Here is an 18,761-nt window from a genome sequence, read left to right on the forward strand (position 1 = left end):
AAAGCGATTTACATCGAGCCGGGTGCGGCAAAATAGTCCATGGAGTATGCCACCCGCTCTTCCACGTTTTTCTCCAGCTGCTCCATCTCCATCGACTCAATATGCTCAAGGCGGGTGCGCAAGCCGATGCCATTGGCAATCTGGATCGCAAGACCCGGACGGGCATTGGCCTCCAGTAACAGAGGGCCGCGCTTGCGGTCGAGGACTATGTCGCAGCCGAGGTAACCGAGGCCGGTCATTTCATAGCAGCTGGCCGCCAGGCGCACCAGTTCCGCCCAGCCCGGCACCTCAAGATCGGAAAACGGCATTTGGGTATCGGGGTGAATATCCACCCGGATACCGCGCTGCACCGCATGGGAGGCTTTGCCAGTGGCGAGGTCAATTCCCACCCCCACAGCGCCCTGGTGCAGGTTCGCCTTGCCATCGGAGTCGTGCGTGGAACATCGCAGCATGGCCATCACCGGAAAACCGCGAAATACAATCACGCGGATATCGGGCACGCCTTCGAAGGAATACTTGTCAAAAATCGGATCGAAATCCACCAGTGCTTCGATCATCACCCGGTCGGGCTTACCACCGAGGCTGTAGAGGCCACTGTGCACATTACTGACATGGCGCTGGATATCCAGTGCCGTCACCCTGTTTCCCGAGGGCTTGAGGTAATCGTCGCCATCGCGCCCGACAATAACCAGAATACCCTTGCCGCCAGAGCCGCGCGCCGGCTTGATCACGAACTTTTCCAGCGGCTCGATCACCTGCATAACCCGGGTGCGGCTGGGCTGGGTTTCAAAGGCCGCAATCAGCTCGGGGACCGGAATACGGAAACGCTTGGCCTGGCGCTTGGTGTTGAGTTTGTCATCGACAATCGGGTATTTGTCCCGGTCGTTGTAACGTGCGATATAACGCACGTTACGCGCATTCATACCCAACACACCAATTTTGCGCAACTGGAATGGCGAGACCAGCCCGCCGCGGAAAAAGGACGGCAACTGCATTAGCGCACCAGCTGGCGGAAGCGCGCCAGTTCACCAAGGCGGAAACCGGTGTAGTTGCCGATGATCAGGATTACCCCCAGCAGTACCAGCAGCAATTCCGGGAAGTTGAATGTCCAGTGTTCAATAAAGCGGTTGGTCATTACCCACCAGGCGAGCACTGCCACCAGCAGACTGCCGCCGGCCTGCACCACCACTTCGTAAGGGCCATCCTCTTCCCACACGATGGACATGCGCTCGATGGTCCAGGCGAGAATGATCATCGGGAAGAAAGTCACCGTCAGCGCCTGCTCGATACCCAGCTTGTAGCTCACCACGCTGATGGCGCCCATCAATATCACCACCGTCACCACCACGGCGGCGATCCTCGCCACAAGGAGCAGGTTGAGCCGGCTTAAATAGAAGCGCACCCACAGCCCCAGAATCAGGATCAGCACAAAAATGGACAGGCCGGTGAGCAGCTGGGTTTCAATAAAGGCAATGGCCAACAGTACCGGCATGAAGGTACCGGAAGTGCGCAAGCCCACAAAAACGCGCAACAGAACTACCACCAGGGCACCCACCGGCACCAGCAGGATCAGCTTGAAGATGCTCTGCTGCTCGATGGGCAAGCTGTAAATGGAGAAGTCCACCAGGGCTTCTTTCTCCTGGCTGGTGCTGAGCATGGCCACATCGCGGGCCGGCACATCGTTGGAGATTACCGAGAAGGTGACCTTGGAATTGCGCCCGCCTTCCACATCCAACAGGCTCTTACCGCCGCGCTGCCAGATAAAGAAGTTTTTCGGCACCCCTGGAGAACCGCTCAGCGGCTCGAATACTACCCAGCGCTTGCCGTCATAGATTTCCAGCAGGTCTTCCGGATCCAGGCGGCGCCGGTCATCTTCCAGGTAAAGCCCGCGAATCCGGTGCGCGGGAATATCCGCGGCAGCCAGCACCAGCAGCGACACATCCACAAAGGACTGATCGCGGTAATAGCCGAAGATCAGGTTGCGGTCCTGATTGCGATTGTCACCCAGGGCAATCAGCAATTCGGAGGTGAAGGTGCGAATATCGGAGGAGCGCTCACGTGCGGTTTCCACCAGCGAGAAAATCGCCTGGCGCACCGCTTCCTGCTCACGGGCACCGAGCAAGGGCTTGGTGACTTCCGTACTCAGATCGAGGGGCTGTTCCAGTGCTGCGCCGGGTGTCTGATGCACATCCAGCTGATAAAACAGGGATTGCGACCCCGCCGCGTGACGCTTGGCCCAGACCGCACGATATTCGTCATCGGCACGAATGATATTGAACCCGTAGCCGGATGAACTGAAGGTTTCCCCCAGCACTTCCATATTGCGCTGAGCGCGCGGCAAGGTGAGGGCCGCTTTGACAGGACCGCCGTCCGCGGTAAAGCCTACTTTGGCTTCGATAGTCCAGACGGTGCGGTATTCACCGGGCAACAGAGGGAAGCCCAGTTCAAAATGTTTATAGATGGTGAGGCCGGCGCCCATCAGTGCGAGCAGCGCGGCGAGAATATAGACCTGAGCCCGTGGCGACATTCGCCATTCCCCGCTTAGTTGTTGTGTACAGCTTGTGGCTGCTTATTCTTGCCGGTAACTGGCGGATCTGCCAGTGCCCGGCACACATTTTGGGGCTTTAGTACTGGAATTATTTGCTAAAGGAAGGCAATTGCGGCTTACCCTGTACCTGTTTGCGGCTGACATCCACTACTGCGGCGTCTTTCAGGAAGTTGCGCCCCACCAGCAGTGGGAACTCAAACTCCCCGCGCTCGATCAGGTTGACCTCGACCATATGGGTCACCTCACCCACGGTGAGGCTCATGTCGACAATGGGGCGGCGCTGGCGATCGAAACCCGGGCGGGCAACCCGCACATGGCGCTTGATGGGCAGCTCGACATTGACAGGTTCGACATCACTGCCGTCACCCAGCTTAAAGCGTACCCACTCGCTGCCATCGCGCTCGAATGGGGTCAGGTCCAGCACACTCAGCGAACAAGTCGCTGCGCCGGTATCCACCAGTGCGCGCAGGCGCACGCCGCCCGGCTCCACGGTAAACAGCTCTTCCGAACCCAGCACCAGCTTGTCTTTGGCAACCGGCACTTCCACCACTTTTTCGAAATTGCGCTCAATCACCCGCTCCACCACTTTGACTTCGGGCTCAGCACACACCACGGTTTCCGCCGCAGGGCAGAGACTCGGATCGAAATCGGCGGTTGTCAGGGTCGGGGATTCATCCGTTGCCGGGGTTCCGGCACCGATATCTGGCAGGTTCTGGCAACCGGCAAGCAGCTGCGCAACCAGTAAAAAGCAAACTAAAGGCAAAAACCGCATCTGTTTATTACTACCTTAAGGGGCGGAAAAGCCGGCCCTGTGCGATGTTTTTTGTGTATTCCTGGCGGTATGGGGGTCGGACCGTCCATGTCGCCCGATTTTTGCGAAGCCCGGATAGTACCTCATCCGCCGTCAGGCTGCACCGGAGCCAGGGTGGACTCCCAAGGCCAGCGGCACCCAATGCAACCGGTGAAGGATAGTCTCCGGCGCAAATCAAGACGAGATGGTACCAATTGGTCACAACGAATCAAGCGACATCCGGCCCGACAGTGAATCCACTGGCCGTTTCCGGCACTATTTGCGCCGCCAATTGACCACCCCAATCGTCCAACTCGACGACTCAGCCCTCGCCCTGCTCCAGGCGCTCGTCGATCTCGGACAGCTTGCGCACCAACGCGGCCACCGGCAGCTCGCCACCGCGGAAAAACTCCTCTGCCATGGGCGCTACACCGCATTTCTGCGGCAGTGGTTGCTCGAACTCCACCAAGTGGCTCATGCGCGGCAAAAAGACAAACTGCAACCACTGTGGCAGTGTCAGGGTATCCACGCAAAAGGGTTGGGTGCTGGCCAGGGCTTCTGGCGAAGGCCACTCTTCATCCCATAGATTGAGCGTACGCAGCTCCGCTTCCAGCTCCAGTAACAGGGTGGCAATATCGGGGTAAATCGACTTCATTGATTCAAATTAGTTCAGTTAATGGGGCGCTCAGTTAATTCCGCGCCGGAATGGCGGCAACGAATCCAGCATGGCACGACCGTAGCGCTTGGTAACAATCCGCCGGTCCAGCAAGGTGATGGTGCCACTGTCCGATTCGGTGCGCAGCAAGCGACCGCAGGCCTGTACCAGTTTGAGGGCAGCATCAGGGACGGTGATCTGCATAAACGGATTGCCGCCTTTGGCTTCGATCCACTCCGCCAGTGCCGCTTCGATGGGATCATCCGGCACCGCAAAGGGCAGCTTGGCAATCACCACATGACTGCAGTAATTACCCGGTAAATCCAGGCCTTCAGCAAAACTGGCGAGGCCAAAGAGCACACTGTGGCCGCCGCTATCGATACTTTTTTTGTGGCTGTCGAGCAGCTGCTGCCGGGACTGCTGCCCCTGCATCAGGATGCGATTGCGCCAGGTGCCCGGCAGGGATTCGTAGACGGTTTCCATCTGCCGACGCGATGCAAACAGCACCAGCGCGCCATTGCCACCGGACGATTCCGTCGAGGTATCGAGCAGCCCCGGCAGCGCTTCAATCACCGCGTCCGTGTGCAGGTCTGCGTTATTCGCCTCTACCGCATCCCTGGGAACACGCAATTCCGCGCGGGAAAAATCAAACGGGCTGGGCACGACTTCATAACTGGCATTGTCCGGCGTGCCGGCGCGCATTTTCAGCCGGTCGAAGCGCCCCAAGGCGGTCAGGGTGGCGGAGGTCAACACGGCTCCGTAGCAGCGACGCCACAGGCTGTACTCCAGTGTCTTGCCCGCGAGGATGGGAGAACTGCATACCTCGAAATCAAAAGAGCCACCCCAGTCCACCAGTGTTACCCAGCGCGCCTGGGGTACGGAACCCTCATCCACTCTCGAATAATTGGCCCAGAGCTCCAGATTAGCCTCGGCGCGACCGTGCCAGCTGCCGAGTACCGGGTACCAGCGCTCCAGATCGACAATAGGTACGGGGCTGTGGGCGTCTTCCATCATGCGCTGGGCCACCTGCACCATCTTGCTGAGCAAGGCTTCCATTTCATCGAAGTCTTCTCGCAGCTGATCGGCCAGCTGCATCAGGGACTCCGGCACCACGCCACCCTCAAAGCGGTGACGGGCACTGCGCCCGGGGCCATTGGCACCAGAGCGGCCGCGCTCCTCTTCGAAGTCACACAGGTCTTCCAGCAGCGGCCAGGCCATTTCCAGTTTCTGCTTGGCGGAAGTGAACAGCGCGGGCAAGTCTTCACCCGCTCGATCCAGTTCACCGCCATCACCGATTTCACCCAGCAACTGGCTCAGGTTCTTGTTCGCCTGGTCCAGCCAGCCGGTGGTGGCACCGACGCGGCTGTGGTGGGCAAAGTGGTTCAGAGCCTTGTCCGGCAGGTGATGCGCCTCATCGAGGACATAGATAGTGTCTTCCGGCGGCGGCAGAATCGCGCCGCCACCCAGGGCCAAATCCGCCAGCAGAAGATCGTGATTAGCAACAATCACCCGGCTTTTACCGAGGCTTTCGCGGGCGCGGAAGAAACTACAGCTGCTGACATGGGGGCAGCGACGGCCGCTGCACTGACGGTGATCGGTGGTGACGCGGCTCCAGTCTTCCGACTCGATGGTGTCTTTCCAGTTATCGCGGTCGCCATCCCAGCTGCCGGTGGAGAGCTGATCAGCCATTTCCCGGTACAGCTTGATCCCCACCTCATCGACCTGCGGCTTTTCGTCTTCGTACAGTGCCAGGGAAGCACCGACGCCGCTGGAGGTCAGCTCGGTCAGCAGCTGGTCGAGTTTCGACAGGCACAGGTAGCGGCCGCGGCCCTTGGCCAGGGAGACTTCAAACTTGAGACCGGAGTGGCGGATGAGTTCGGGCAGATCTTTGTAGATGATCTGCTCCTGAAGCGCGACCGTGGCCGTGGAAACCACTAACGTCTTGTCGTGGGCGATGGCCATGGGGATCGCGGCCAGCAGGTAGGAGACCGTCTTACCGGTACCGGTGCCCGCCTCGACCACGCAAATGTGCTGGCCATCGGTCTTGCCGTGATCCCGCTCACCGGCGCCATTGCGCTGGATTCCGCCCAGGGCGCGGGCGATCGAGGCAATCATCAGTTTCTGCCCATAACGGGCTTTCAGTTCGCGACCGTTGAGAAACTGACGATAGGCGGTTTGGATGGATTCTTTGTCTTTATCGCTGAGCACTGGGGACCGGCTGAAAATACATTGGGGTTAAATCAGCCGGGCATTATCCACGCTTGCTCAGGGTTTAGCCAATGACAAAACCCGCTGACATTGCACAGAGACCGGGTATCAGGACTCGAACGCCAGGCGGGACACCACCGGATTGGCATAGGCCTGAATCGCCTTGTCGCGCCAGCGCTCGTCGATCGCCGCCATGCGTGCTTCGAACTTTTCGCGAATCTCCTGGTGCTCATCCGGGTGCCACGGCTTGGCCGGGTAGCCCACCGGGAGCGCCGGGGCCTCACCATAAATCATCTGGTAAGCGATGAGATTGGTGGGGTGCAGCACGTAATTGCCAATGATCTGGCGATCAATCTCTTCCGCCAGTGCGGTCACATCGTTGAAGTCATTTTCGATCGGGGTACCGAAGGCCGCATGGATATGCCCCTTCTGCCCCACGACGCCCTTGGCAATACTGCCCAGGTCTTCGTGCGCCTCTTTCTGGTACTCGTCCTGGTGCTCGGTGATGTACAGCTCCCGCGCCTTGTAGCGGTCGCAAGGGTCCCACTCGTAGGAAATGGACAGCGGCACTATGTGCAACTCGCGCCAGAAATCTGCAAACGGCTGCTCCTTGGGCTTTGCCATACCGAACATCGCCGCCAGCGCCGGGTTGGTGCGGTCGCGGCCGTCTTTGGCGCGGCCGGCACGCTGGGCAATCCATACATGCTCGTTGTCGTTGACGATGGAGTGATGGATATAGTTGGACAGGGTGGTGGCCGCCGTCAGCTTCTCGCGGCGGCTGCCGGAACTGCGCTTCACCACAAAGCATTTGTTGAGCTTCATGATATCGCTGGCGAATTGCTTGGACAGCAGGTTGTCGCCGATGGCGATGCGCGAGGTCTCGTGCCCTTCTTTGTACATGGCGAGGATGGCCAGTGCGGGATCCATGGCGATATCCCGGTGATTGCTCACAAACAGGCAGGCGCGATTTTTCGGCAGGGTATCCAGCCCGGATATGCTGAGTCCGCAGCTGGTGCGATTGACCGCCTTGTCCAGATAGCGGGCAATAACATCCTGAACCCCACGCACATTGTTGGCCTTGCGGAATTCAAAACGGACAAACTGGCGCACCAGCCAGGCCAGCGGGCGCTCGAGCTTGCTCGCCATACCGGGCAACAGGAAGTGTGCCACCACCCGGGACATCTCCGGATCGTCTACCAGGCGGCGGAGCGCCGGGCGCACCTCATCGTCCCGGTAAGGGCGGATATCTTCAAAGAGACTGGGATCCAAATTTCTCGCATTCATGGGATATTGCTACCTGCCAACTTCAGCGCGCGAACTCTGCGGACGCTGCGCTCTGGCCAATTCTTATTGTGGCCCAGCTAAAGGTCCCCACAGGGTATAGCCGGCGAAACGGCGCAGAACATACCGGATGCTAGGAAGAACTGCCAGTCTTGCGGCAGACTGGCCGGTAATTCCACGGCGTGTGATTTCCACACACCGGAAGCACGGGGTGCCCGCCGAATGTGCACCGCCGGGGCGCGACTGATATGCGCCGCCGCGGCGCGACTGACATACGCCGCTGGGGCACGGCTATAGACTTCTGCCGGGCCTCCCCCGAGAATAGGGCGCTTTGTGCGCTAGATAACAAGAAACTGACCCGGCGGACCGGCCACAAGCGGGGCTGCCAAAAACGCAGGAGAACACCTTGAGCCAGACCAGTTCCAGCACACCCGCGAACAGCAACACGCGCGGCAGTGACCACCGCAAACCCAGCCTGCTGGATGCTCTGATCCCCCTGCTTGTTCTTATTGCCCTGCTCTTCCTGTCCGTCTTTTTCTACGGCGCCGATTCCTCTTACGGCCCTAACCAGATCGCCCTGCTCCTGTGTGCCGGTGTCGCTGCCCTGATGGGTATGAAAAACGGCTTTACCTGGAAGGAAATGGAAGGGGGAATGCTGCACGGCATGAGCCTGGTGTTTGGCGCCATCCTGATTCTGCTGGCGGTGGGCGCGCTAATTGGCAGCTGGATTCTCGCCGGCACGGTGCCGTCGATGATCTACTACGGGGTACAGATGCTGTCACCCCAGTGGTTCTACGCCGCCAGCTGTATCATCTGCGCCGTGGTCGGTCTCAGTATCGGCTCCAGCTGGACCACGGCGGGCACCCTGGGTGTGGCCCTGATGGGCATCGCCGCAGCACTGGGGCTGAACCCCGCGATTACCGCAGGCGCGGTCATTTCCGGCGCCTATTTTGGTGACAAGATGTCGCCGCTGTCCGACACCACCAACGTGGCGGCCGCAGTGACCTCCAACGACCTCTTCCTGCATATCCGCCATATGCTGTGGACCACCATCCCGGCATTTACCATCGCCCTGGTCATCTTCGCTGCCATTGGTCTCTCCTCAGATACGGGGCACGCTTCCGCGGATGATATCCAGAAGCTGCTGGGCGCCCTCCAGGAAGAATTCCGCATCTCCATCGTCAGCATGCTGCCGCTGGCACTGTTGCTGTTCATGGCCTGGAAGAAGATCCCGGCCTACCCGACGCTCATCATCGGCGCCCTGGTTGGTTGCCTGATCGCCATCATTTTCGAGCCCAATGCCACTCGCCAGCTGGCCGGTGGTGAAGGCCCACTGAGCCTATTGAAAGGCGCCTGGCACAGCCTGTTCGATGGTTATAAATCCACCTCCAGCAACGAAGCGGTCGCATCGCTGCTGTCCAAAGGCGGCATGAGCAGCATGCTCAATACCATCTGGCTGATCATCTCCGCCATGGCCTTCGGTGGCGTGATGGAGCGAGCGGGATTCCTCGAGCGCATCGTTAACTGGGCGCTCTCTGGCGTACACTCGGTCGGCGGCCTGATTACCTCCACCGTATTGACCTGCTTCGGCATGAACGCCGCCGCCGGCGACCAGTACATGGCCATCATCATTCCCGGGCGCATGTTCCGCGAAGCCTTTGAGGGCAAAGGGCTGCACGGCCTCAACCTGTCCCGAACCCTGGAAGACTCCGGCACCATTACCTCGGTACTTATCCCCTGGAATACCTGTGGTGCCTATATGAGCGCCACCCTGGGCATCGCTACCTTTACCTACGCGCCTTTCGCCCTGTTCAACATCATCTGCCCGCTGCTGGCCATCGCCTATGGCTGGCTGCACTTCAAGCAGATGCCCCTGGGCAAACAGGAGGTTCTGCCTGAGGCCGAGCCTGCGATGGAAGAGACCCGCGCAAGCTAACCCGGCTCACCTCTTCTGCGAAAGGCGCCAGTGACCAACCCGGTGCCTTTCGCTTGCCAGCAACAACATCCCTGCTTATACCCGTTAATACCTTCGCTACCCGCCGCCATTTTTACGATTTCAGACCTATCACCGTGAGCCAGATGACTTCATCTCCCCTGCCCCCCAGCACCCTTTCCGAATTCATTGCCGCCGCCGACTTCAATCTGCGCTGGTTTGACCTGGGGCGGCGGGTAACGCCCATCAGTAAAAAAGACAGTGATGCATTTGAAGCCGGCACTGCCCCCTGGCCCAGCCCCTACCTGCGCCAAGCCTGGTGTGGGCTATTGCTCTGGCCAGTGACTGCGAAGCAGGAAGAGAACGCGAAGCAGGAAGAGAAAAAGCAGCAAAAGGCAAGCGCCGAGCCAATCGTGTGGTTTTTACGCCTGCCACTGGACGAGCAGGGCAAGCTGCTACTTCCGATCCGCGATCGGTTTCTCAAGCAGCTACAGCAAGCACTGCAGCCTGCGGCCGCAGCGCAACCGGATAAAGACCAGAGCCGGGACCCTGGCAAGCAATTGCAGCGGGCACTGGACGATAGCGGCCTGATGTTCGCCCCGCCCCCCGAAAGGCGCGCGGTGTTCCACGCAAAATCCGCCCGCTTCCTGAAGCGGCCAGCCAGCGATCACTACCCGGCCGCCAAAGCCTACGCCAAGGATCCCGCAGCCTTCCCCTGGGAACAACTGGCAGTCCAGGGTATTGCAGACCTGGCGATGCGCTGGAAGGACGAGCAGGCAAACCTGGCAAACACCCTGCCGCGGTTTGCCACACCGGTATTGATTCCCCTCTGCCAGTGCCTGGAGAGTGAAGCCATTGATCACCCCCTGGCCGAGCCGCTGATCCGCCGCGCGGAACAGTCGCTGGCCAGCGACCAGCCCGATATCAACCTGATAACGGCGGTCGTTCGCGGCCTATCACACAGCCCCGCCAAGGGCATGCGCCAGCAATTTCTCCTTCGGTTACTGCAATCAGAAGCCGCTACTGAGGGGGAAATACTCGCCGCCATCGGCAGCCGGTGCTGTGACGACCTTCTGGTACCGGAGATCGCCCAGCTGTGGCTGGAACGACTCAGCAGCAGCCAGCCGCAGGAAACCTTCAACCTGTTGCTTACCGACCTGCTGTTTTTACCGCAGCTGCGCAATGTCCTGCTTGGGGTATTACGCAACCCGGAAAGGCCGGAACCCGTCGCCAAAGCCTTCGGTAATTTCCTGCACCCAGGTGGCAGCTCCTAAGCCTTGCGCGGTTAGCCATTGTCTTCGCCTCTCCAACAGGAGAGATCTGGCGCCACCGTACCCGCACGGCTACGCCCGCTGATCTACCCTGATTCCACAGCCAACAAAAAATATGCGCGTAATTCATTCACTTGTTTTGCGCGCAACGGAAATAAATTTTTACTTTTCTGGCGCCAATCCATTCAAAAAACCAATTCACCAGAAGAAAATAAAATTTATTTCACCTGGCTGAAAAAATTTATTCTCCGCTCCGCAACACATCAGACCGCAATTTGGCGGAAAACCCTTTAAATAAGGGCCGATGAGCGTGACAAACTGGCGGCAGTTTTATCCTGAATTCACCTGTGGCGGCTATTTTAACCGCGTGCCTATTACACTCCATTGGGCGGTATGTTTGTAGAAAATATTTTTACAAAGCACACCAAACAGGTGACGTTTTATTGTCTATGCTATTGACTAACATCAACGGAAAGGAGTTAGGGGATGAATTTCACTCCAGCCAAGTACTTAACCGGAATTATATGTGCACTGGTCCTCGCAGGTTGTTGTGCACCGGCTCCGATGCCGGCCGCCTGCCCTCCGGGGTCAGAACAAATTCCGACTTCCATGGCCTGTCCTGCGGACGCGGATTGCTGGATGGCATCCGATAATGTTCGCTGTATGAAAGTGGTTAAATAATCACGTTCATAGCAGGTTCATGCAAATGCCGCTTCTAGGAGCGGCATTTTGCATTTCTGCCACATCCATTTGTGATGCTGGCGACACCTCCCGCTCAACGCCTCAGTGAGCGTGACGTCCGACTTACCCACCAATTTTCCCACCGATTTATCGACCCCAAAACTGCCTGTAAACACCCGCTTCTCCGGCTGTTTTTCCATCCGCACTTACCAGTAACCGCGCCATTCGGGTGCAACCACAGTAATCCATTGCTGTTTTATTGTGCTTCGTTTACTCGACATATCCACCCAGGCCGCAACTAAGCTGCACCCATGCCACACGCTGGCCGCAGTGCGGATTTGTCGCTAATATTTGCGTCTTTCCGTTACCACTCTTTTCCTCAGACAGTGAAGAATAATTGACCATGGATGCTCTGCCTCTTTCCGCCGCCATCGCCAGCCTGCAACAGCACAAAGATCAGCAGCGCTGGTCGCTCAGAGAGCTGTTCTCTGCCAACCCGAAACGCGCCCAGGAGTTCAGCGCGGCCGCTGCGGGCATCTACCTGGACTACAGCAAAAACCTGCTCAGCGCAGACACCCTGAAACAGCTGCTGGCGTACACCGACACGGCGCAACTAAGGCTGCGTATCGACGCGCTACTGTCCGGAACCAATATCAACAACACCGAGCACCGCCCTGCGCTGCACACCGCACTGCGCTTTCAGGGAGAACCCCGGAGCGAGCACGAGCAGGCCGTAGCCGATTGCCGTGCGCAAATGGAACAGTTTGTTAAGCGCGTGCACAGCGGTGCCTGGACCGGTTTCTCCGGCAAGGGTATCCGCCATGTAGTGAACATTGGTATCGGCGGCTCTGACCTGGGCCCGCGCATGGTCTGCGAAGCACTGCGCCCCTGGCACACCCAGGCCCTCACGGTGCATTTTGTCGCGAACATCGACGGCGCGGACCTGAGCGACACCCTGGCTGGCCTGCCCGCTGACGAAACGTTGTTCATTGTCGCATCCAAGTCTTTCTCCACCCTGGAAACTCGCCAGAACGCACTTTCCGCACGCCAGTGGGTACTCGACGCGGGCTGTGCAGAATCTGATCTGGAAAAGCATTTCGTTGCCGTGAGCAGCAACATTGTCGCTGCCCAGGATTTCGGCATTGCCGCACAGAACATTTTCCCCATGTGGGACTGGGTGGGCGGCCGCTACTCCCTCTGGTCAGCCATCGGCCTGCCGATTGCACTGGCCTGCGGCTTCGAGGCTTACTGCGACTTGCTGAAAGGCGCCAATGCCATGGACACCCACTTTGCCGAAGCGGAGTTTGCGGAAAACCTGCCGGTACTGATGGCGCTGATCCATTTCTGGTACCGCCAGTGCTGGGGCGCCGGCAGCCTTGCCGTACTGCCCTACGCCCAGCGCCTGGCCAAGTTCCCGGCATGGCTGCAACAGCTGGACATGGAGAGCCTGGGCAAGAGCGTAACCCGCGGTGGCGAACACCTGCCCTACCCCAGCGGCTCGGTCATCTGGGGGGCTGAAGGCAGCAATGGCCAGCACTCCTTCCACCAGCTGCTACACCAGGGCACGGATATGATTCCGGCGGACTTCGTTGCCATCAAGGAACCGACCTCTGGGCTGAAAGAACAGCACCAGTGGCTGCTGTCCTGCTGCCTGAGCCAGAGTCAGGCGCTGCTCAAGGGCAAGTCCCTGGCAGAAGCACGCAAAGAGCTGGAGGCTTCCGGCCATACCCACAAAGAGGTTCATCAACTGGCGCCCCATAAAGTGGTACCCGGCAACCGCCCGAGCAACACTCTGGTTGTGGAAAGGCTGGACCCCTTCCACCTGGGTAGCCTGCTCGCGCTCTACGAGCACAAGGTGTTTACCTTCGGTTGCCTGCTGGATATCAATCCGTTTGATCAGTGGGGTGTGGAGTTAGGCAAGGTACTTGGTAATGGCGTGCATGCGGCCATTGAGGGGGATATTCCGGAGGATTGGGATAGTTCTACGGCCCATCTTCTGAAGCTACTTCTCAAGTAACTTCAGATGTATTGGCATTAAGTTAGGCAGTCCAGTGGCGGTGCTCCGCCGCCACTCAACTAGCTAACGGAACCACTGCGCTTTGCCCCCTGATCAAGAAGCGGCTTAATCAAATCCATCGGCAGCGGGAATACAATGGTTGAGTTTTTCTCGCCGGCAATATCAATCAACGTCTGCATATAGCGCAACGTCATCGCATTCTGGTTTTTGGATAGCTGGTCAGCAGCCTCCGTCAACTTAAGCGCCGCCTGCGCCTCACCCTCCGCATGAATCACTTTCGCCCGCCGCGAACGCTCGGCCTCCGCCTGGCGAGCAATCGCCCGGATCATGCTCTCGTCCAGATCGATATGCTTAATCTCCACATTGGTGACTTTCACACCCCAGGCATCCGTCTGCTCATCAAGGATCTTCTGGATATCCACATTGAGCTTGTCGCGCTCGGAAAGCATTTCATCCAATTCATGCTTGCCCAATACAGAACGCAGTGTCGTCTGTGACAGCTGGCTCACGGCCTCGTGGTAGTTTTCCACATTGATGATCGCCGACTCGGGATCGATCACGCGGTAATACACCACCGCGTTGACCTTCACCGACACATTGTCGCGGCTGATCACATCCTGAGTTGGCACATCCATGACCACCACCCGCAGGTCGACCCGCTCCATGGTCTGAATGATCGGAATAATGATGATCAGACCAGGCCCCTTCACCGACTGAAAACGCCCCAGAAAAAACACCACCGCGCGTTCGTACTCTCGCAAGACACGAATCGCGTACATAACCAACAATACAACCGCTAGCGCCAATAACGTTCCGAAGTAGCTAATCATCCCTAGCCTCCCATCTATTCCCTATTCGGGTGCAACCTGCAACAGCAACCCGTGCTCCGCCACCACCGTCGTCAATTGCCCTTCGACCAACAAGTTGTCGCAGCGAGCACGCCATATTTCACCACCAATTTTCACCAACAACTCAGGCTCTACTTCGGTGACTACCGCGGTGCGCCCCACCATCGCCTGGTTGGCAGCAATTTTAGGCTTGCGCAAACTGCGCCCTACTGCGTACAGGACACCGAGTAACGCAAGCCCGCTGACACCGCCGATAGCACCAATCAAACCCCTGGAGACCTGCATACCTGGCACATCACTGTCGATCAGCATTACCGAGCCAATGATCAGCGCGATGACCCCACCAATACCCAGGGCACCAAAACTTGGCACAAAGAGTTCCGCCGCAATCAGCAGCGCCCCCACGATAATCAGAGCCAGGCCTGCATAGTTAATTGGCAACACCTGCAGCGCATAAAAAGCCAGTAGCAGGCAAATGACCCCGACCACACCGGGCACTATGGCACCAGGGCTGTAGCCTTCAAAAATCAGCCCGTAAATCCCGATCAACAGCAGTATGTAGGCCACCTGGGGATTGGTAATCAGCGACAGTAATTCGTTGCGCCAGTCCGGCGCGTAAGTCACTACCGGAAGTCTCGTCGTTTCTGCGGCGATGCGCTGCTTGCCAGAGCTCATGACCACTTCTCGGCCGGCAAGCTGTGCCAGCAGTTGTTGCTGGTTGTCGGCAACTACATCCACGACATTTTCTGCCAGCGCCTCCTTTGCCGTCAGGGTGGCCGCGTCACGCACCGCTTTTTCTGCCCAGTCCGCATTGCGCTTGTGGCGATTGGCCAGCCCCCGGATATAGGCGACCGAATCGTTGATGACCTTACGCTCCATGGCGGTACCGCCCTGACCTTCTGACTCCGGCGCACTCGCTTGTTCCGCGGAACCCGACTGACCGGCGCCTTCCGGCGCTTTGTCGGACTTCGTCTCCGGTTGCTTTTCCGGGGAGTTGTCAGCTGTCTTGTCAGGCTCTTTCCGCGGCTCTTTCTGCGGTTCCTGCTGCCCCGGCACTCCGCCGATCTGTACTGGTGTCGCTGCGCCCAGGGTGGTGGACGGTGTCATGGCGGCCACATGACTGGCGTAAAGAATATAGGTACCGGCACTGGCCGCGCGGGCACCAGCGGGGGTGACATAGGTAACGTAGGGAACATCGGAAGCGAGAATGTGCTGGATGATATCCCGGGTTGCCGCATCAAGACCGCCCGGCGTATCCATATTGATGATAATGAGTTGTGCGCCCTGCTCCCGCGCCTTGTCACTGGTACGGGTCAGGTAATCCGTTGTTGCAGGTCCTATTGGCCCATTGATAGAAAGCTGCGCAATATGCGGCTTCCGCTCTGCGGATTCGCTTTCCTGGGCAGAAATACTAATAGAGATGAGCTGCGCCACTACAGCAAGCAGACAGGCAATTAATTCTTTCGACCACCACTTGAGCATGATGTTTATTCCGGGTGCGAAAGCCTGGACGGAAACTACAAGCGTAACAGAACCATCTGGACGCATAAGGAAAGCGATGCCCAATCCACTCACCGGCCGACACTTCCTGCGCCGGCATAAACCATGAGGCGCCACCGGGAACTCACCAGATAACGCATTCATGAGCGCGCAAGAGTACGGAAACTTGAACTTCCCGATATGGAGATCACCACCGATAGCAGGATGTTTTTTTCAGGAAGGAAATCATTGCTGGAAAGAAAGGAAATTGCTACCAGGAGATATCGACAGCAATGTCACTCAGCGCTTCAACATCAAGTGCACCAAAACCCGGCGATCACAGGAAGACATCGATCGCCTGGCAAAAAAGTATGGAATACCTTAACGCGCATGAAGTCGGGAATGTCGGCCTTATGGTGAGCTGGCGCTCTATCCAATTACACTAACCACGTGCCAGGTAGCGCCTGGCAAACTTCGGGTCCATCTTTTCCAGGTCAACCACCACCAGCCCATCTACCGAATCACAGAAGTCCGGATCGATGTTAAAGGCGTGGAAGCTGGTGCCGCCGGGGACGGTTACCGAGGTGTATTTTTTGAAAAGTGGCGGCAGCACTACCCCGTCTTCTTTCAAAATCTGTTTCAGTTGCAGCATGTCCTGGTGAGCATCGCCAGTCAGTTCGGGCAGGTCATCCCTCGCCTCCACAAATGGCAAGCGGGCATTGCCCATGGATTTTTCTGCGGCGAAGTGATGCAGGAAATAGCGCACTATGGCGGATTTGGCACGGCGGGAGAAATTGCCCGGCATGGATACGGGGCCAAACAGGTAACGGCGATTATTGCGCTGAATCCACTGCCCGATACCACACCAGAGCAAATCCAGCCCGCGGCTGCGCCAGTATTCCGGCAACAGGAAACTGCGGCCCAGCTCCGCAGAGCCCGGCAGACATTGTTCCGGGGAGCCCGAGTAGTTGAATAGCGTGGTGCTGTATATCTTGTCCGCACTCAGGCCATCGGTATTAACCAGTCGGTAGGCGCCCGCCAGTTGCTGGCGGTCCTTGTCCCACAGCAGCAGGTGGTCGTAGTAGGCATCAAAGGCATCCCAGTCGCGACTGTTGCCGGTACCTTCACCCACAGCGCGAAAGGCAATTTCCCGCAGGCGTGACAGCTCGCGCATTACCGGGCAGTCGGCCTGCTGGTGATACAGCTTGACGGCGAACTCGCCCTGCTCCACCAGCGTTTTGCAGTGGCTCAACACTGCCGCCACTTCTGTAGCAACCTCAGCACAGGCAATGGGTTCGGGCGCGAGGCTCTGCGAATTCTTGTGCAGGCGGTACACCTGCTTTTTCCACAGCTTGGCCTGGGCACGCGGCGCCATCGGCCAGTTGCGGTAGTGTTCCGGCGTTACCGGTGTGCCGATGCGAATATCGATGCCGCGGCGCACCTGCTTGAACATTTCCCTGACCAACCACAGGGTCGACAGTGGTTTATTCACCATCGAGAGTCCGTACCACCAGAGGGAATTCCGCCCGCGCACCTGCACCGGCAGAATCGGCGCCCCGGTCTTTTCCGCGAAGCGGATAAAACCCGGGTTCCAGCGACCATCGCGCACCCCTTGTGGCGTAAGACGTGAAACCTCGCCAGCGGGAAAAACAATAATGGCACCGCCACAATGCAAGTGCTGGTAAATCCCCTCCACATCGCTGCGACGCGTGCGGCCGTTAAAGTTGTCCACTGGCAACAGATAACTGCGTAGAGGCTCGATATTCCACAGCAGTTGGCTGGCGACCGCTTTCACATCCTTGCGCACCCGCGCCACCATATCGATCAGGGCCAGGCCGTCCAGGCTGCCCAGCGGGTGGTTGGAAACAATCACCAGCGGGCCCTGGGCCGGAATACGCTCCAGCTCCGCGGGGTTGATGTCATAGTGGAAATCGAAGGAACGAAACACCTGGCGGATAAAATCCAGCCCGCCGAGATGGGGGTAGTCGCGACCAAACTGCTGCAACTGCTGTTCACAGCAGATTTTCTTTACCGTGGCAGATACCAGGCGTCGTGTCGGGCTCGACGGTGCGGCACTGTACCAGGGGTTTTTCTGTAACAGGTTTTCCAGTTGAATCATGCGGCGACCGCCTCTGTCATGATACGGGCAATTTTGGGTGTGCGGTGCCAGTGCAAAATATCCAGGGCACCATGTTTGTCTTCTACCACCGCAGTCATGGAGTCGACCCAGTCACCGCAGTTGGCGTATGTCACAGCCTGCTGCTGTGTGGCGCTGTGGCGAATCCCAGCGCGATGGATATGGCCGCAAATCACGCCATCAAATCCGCGGCGACCGGTTTCGCGGATGGCCACATCCTCGAACTTGTTCATCATGCGGCGCGCGGCATTGACGCGATTCTTGACGTGATTGGCCAGCGACCACCAGGGCAGGTCAAAGCGGCTGCGCCAGTAATTGATCCAGCGATTAAAACGCAGCATCAGGTAATAACTCTGATCACCGATGTGATAACTGACGGGGTTGATCTGGATGTGATGCTCGAACTGATCGCCGTGGGTAATCCAGTAGCGTTTGCCGTCTGCGGTGGTGTGGGTCCATTCCCGCTCGACGCGGATATTGCCAAGGCGCTTGCCGGCCCAACTGCGCATGGGCGCATCGTGATTGCCGGGTACATAGATGACTTCCGGCGTGTGACTACTGATCTCCGACAGCATACCGAGTAGCAGTGTCGACGCCTGGCACCAGCTGCCCTTGCCTTGGGACAGGGCTTTCATATCGAAGATGTCGCCCACCAGGTACACCGTATCCGCCGAATTCTGGGCCAGGAAGTCCGCCAACCGCTGCGGTTCACTATCCCGGCTGCCCAGGTGCACATCGGAGATCCACAGGGCGCGATATCGATTACTCATTGGCAAGTCCCATGTCTGGTTTAGACAATTCTGTTACCGGAAACTTTGCTTGAGTTTTCTTACAAATCGGCGGCCGTTTCTTGAAGCTTCTATTGCAAGTTGGCCATTAAAGGGAAAGGAGCGACGTAAGTCGCCATTTCGGG

Annotated in this window: 13 protein-coding genes; 3 read left to right on the forward strand and 10 right to left on the reverse strand. The window is 58.2% G+C overall.

What is annotated here, in order from left to right; all coding sequences use genetic code 11:
* Window positions 1-8: 8 nt before the first annotated feature.
* From GRX76_RS16010 to GRX76_RS16035, 6 genes are all read right to left on the reverse strand, one after another.
* Complete coding sequence (locus tag GRX76_RS16010) at window positions 9-995, reverse strand: alpha-L-glutamate ligase-like protein (RefSeq protein ID WP_160154222.1); 987 nt, start codon at window positions 993-995, stop codon at window positions 9-11.
* A complete protein-coding gene (locus GRX76_RS16015) occupies window positions 995-2,527 on the reverse strand; it encodes a UUP1 family membrane protein (RefSeq protein WP_160154223.1) in 1,533 nt (510 codons plus the stop codon). Before GRX76_RS16015 ends, GRX76_RS16010 begins: the two co-directional genes overlap by 1 nt.
* 109 nt (window positions 2,528-2,636) lie before the next feature.
* Entirely contained in the window at window positions 2,637-3,311 is a 675-nt protein-coding gene (locus GRX76_RS16020; RefSeq protein WP_160154224.1) for a RimK/LysX family protein, read from the reverse strand.
* Between the two features lie 349 nt (window positions 3,312-3,660).
* Entirely contained in the window at window positions 3,661-3,993 is a 333-nt protein-coding gene (locus GRX76_RS16025) for a YqcC family protein (protein ID WP_160154225.1), read from the reverse strand.
* Between the two features lie 30 nt (window positions 3,994-4,023).
* Window positions 4,024-6,201, reverse strand: coding sequence for an ATP-dependent DNA helicase DinG (dinG, locus tag GRX76_RS16030; RefSeq protein WP_160154226.1), 2,178 nt, complete (start codon window positions 6,199-6,201; stop codon window positions 4,024-4,026).
* Window positions 6,202-6,309: 108 nt separating this feature from the next.
* The gene (locus tag GRX76_RS16035) at window positions 6,310-7,485 is read right to left on the reverse strand and encodes a 1-acyl-sn-glycerol-3-phosphate acyltransferase (protein ID WP_160154227.1); all 1,176 of its coding nucleotides are present in this window, start codon (window positions 7,483-7,485) and stop codon (window positions 6,310-6,312) included.
* A gap of 403 nt (window positions 7,486-7,888) precedes the next feature.
* Here GRX76_RS16035 and nhaC point away from each other — a divergent pair, with 403 nt between their 5' ends.
* The 3 genes from nhaC (at window position 7,889) to pgi (ending at window position 13,384) form a co-directional block, all read left to right on the forward strand.
* On the forward strand, window positions 7,889-9,418 hold the full coding sequence (nhaC, locus tag GRX76_RS16040) for a Na+/H+ antiporter NhaC (RefSeq protein WP_236250416.1): 1,530 nt from the start codon (window positions 7,889-7,891) through the stop codon (window positions 9,416-9,418).
* 143 nt (window positions 9,419-9,561) lie between these two features.
* Window positions 9,562-10,689, forward strand: coding sequence for a DUF3549 family protein (locus GRX76_RS16045; RefSeq protein WP_160154228.1), 1,128 nt, complete (start codon window positions 9,562-9,564; stop codon window positions 10,687-10,689).
* Between the two features lie 1,081 nt (window positions 10,690-11,770).
* Entirely contained in the window at window positions 11,771-13,384 is a 1,614-nt protein-coding gene (pgi, locus tag GRX76_RS16050; protein WP_160154229.1) for a glucose-6-phosphate isomerase, read from the forward strand.
* 59 nt (window positions 13,385-13,443) lie between these two features.
* On the opposite strand, the gene GRX76_RS16055 is transcribed toward pgi, so the two are convergent.
* The 4 genes from GRX76_RS16055 to GRX76_RS16070 all read right to left on the reverse strand — a co-directional run bounded on the left by GRX76_RS16055 (window position 13,444) and on the right by GRX76_RS16070 (window position 18,618).
* Entirely contained in the window at window positions 13,444-14,214 is a 771-nt protein-coding gene (locus tag GRX76_RS16055) for a slipin family protein (protein ID WP_160154230.1), read from the reverse strand.
* A gap of 21 nt (window positions 14,215-14,235) precedes the next feature.
* Window positions 14,236-15,714, reverse strand: a complete 1,479-nt coding sequence (locus GRX76_RS16060) for a nodulation protein NfeD (RefSeq protein ID WP_160154231.1) — start codon at window positions 15,712-15,714, stop codon at window positions 14,236-14,238.
* A gap of 439 nt (window positions 15,715-16,153) precedes the next feature.
* Window positions 16,154-17,830, reverse strand: a complete 1,677-nt coding sequence (locus GRX76_RS16065) for a lysophospholipid acyltransferase family protein (RefSeq protein ID WP_160154232.1) — start codon at window positions 17,828-17,830, stop codon at window positions 16,154-16,156.
* Window positions 17,827-18,618, reverse strand: a complete 792-nt coding sequence (locus tag GRX76_RS16070) for a UDP-2,3-diacylglucosamine diphosphatase (protein ID WP_160154233.1) — start codon at window positions 18,616-18,618, stop codon at window positions 17,827-17,829. The genes GRX76_RS16065 and GRX76_RS16070 overlap by 4 nt, the downstream gene beginning before the upstream one ends.
* Window positions 18,619-18,761 lie beyond the last annotated feature (143 nt).

The organism is Microbulbifer sp. ALW1 (assembly GCF_009903625.1).
Lineage (GTDB): Bacteria > Pseudomonadota > Gammaproteobacteria > Pseudomonadales > Cellvibrionaceae > Microbulbifer.

Coding starts and splice junctions, on each gene's coding strand:
- GRX76_RS16010 (WP_160154222.1), bottom strand. CDS start 995: ATGCAGTTGCCGTCCTTTTTCCGCGGCGGGCTGGTCTCGCCATTCCAG.
- GRX76_RS16015 (WP_160154223.1), bottom strand. CDS start 2,527: ATGTCGCCACGGGCTCAGGTCTATATTCTCGCCGCGCTGCTCGCACTG.
- GRX76_RS16025 (WP_160154225.1), bottom strand. CDS start 3,993: ATGAAGTCGATTTACCCCGATATTGCCACCCTGTTACTGGAGCTGGAA.
- GRX76_RS16035 (WP_160154227.1), bottom strand. CDS start 7,485: ATGAATGCGAGAAATTTGGATCCCAGTCTCTTTGAAGATATCCGCCCT.
- GRX76_RS16045 (WP_160154228.1), top strand. CDS start 9,562: ATGACTTCATCTCCCCTGCCCCCCAGCACCCTTTCCGAATTCATTGCC.
- pgi (WP_160154229.1), top strand. CDS start 11,771: ATGGATGCTCTGCCTCTTTCCGCCGCCATCGCCAGCCTGCAACAGCAC.
- GRX76_RS16055 (WP_160154230.1), bottom strand. CDS start 14,214: ATGATTAGCTACTTCGGAACGTTATTGGCGCTAGCGGTTGTATTGTTG.
- GRX76_RS16060 (WP_160154231.1), bottom strand. CDS start 15,714: ATGCTCAAGTGGTGGTCGAAAGAATTAATTGCCTGTCTGCTTGCTGTA.
- GRX76_RS16065 (WP_160154232.1), bottom strand. CDS start 17,830: ATGATTCAACTGGAAAACCTGTTACAGAAAAACCCCTGGTACAGTGCC.
- GRX76_RS16070 (WP_160154233.1), bottom strand. CDS start 18,618: ATGAGTAATCGATATCGCGCCCTGTGGATCTCCGATGTGCACCTGGGC.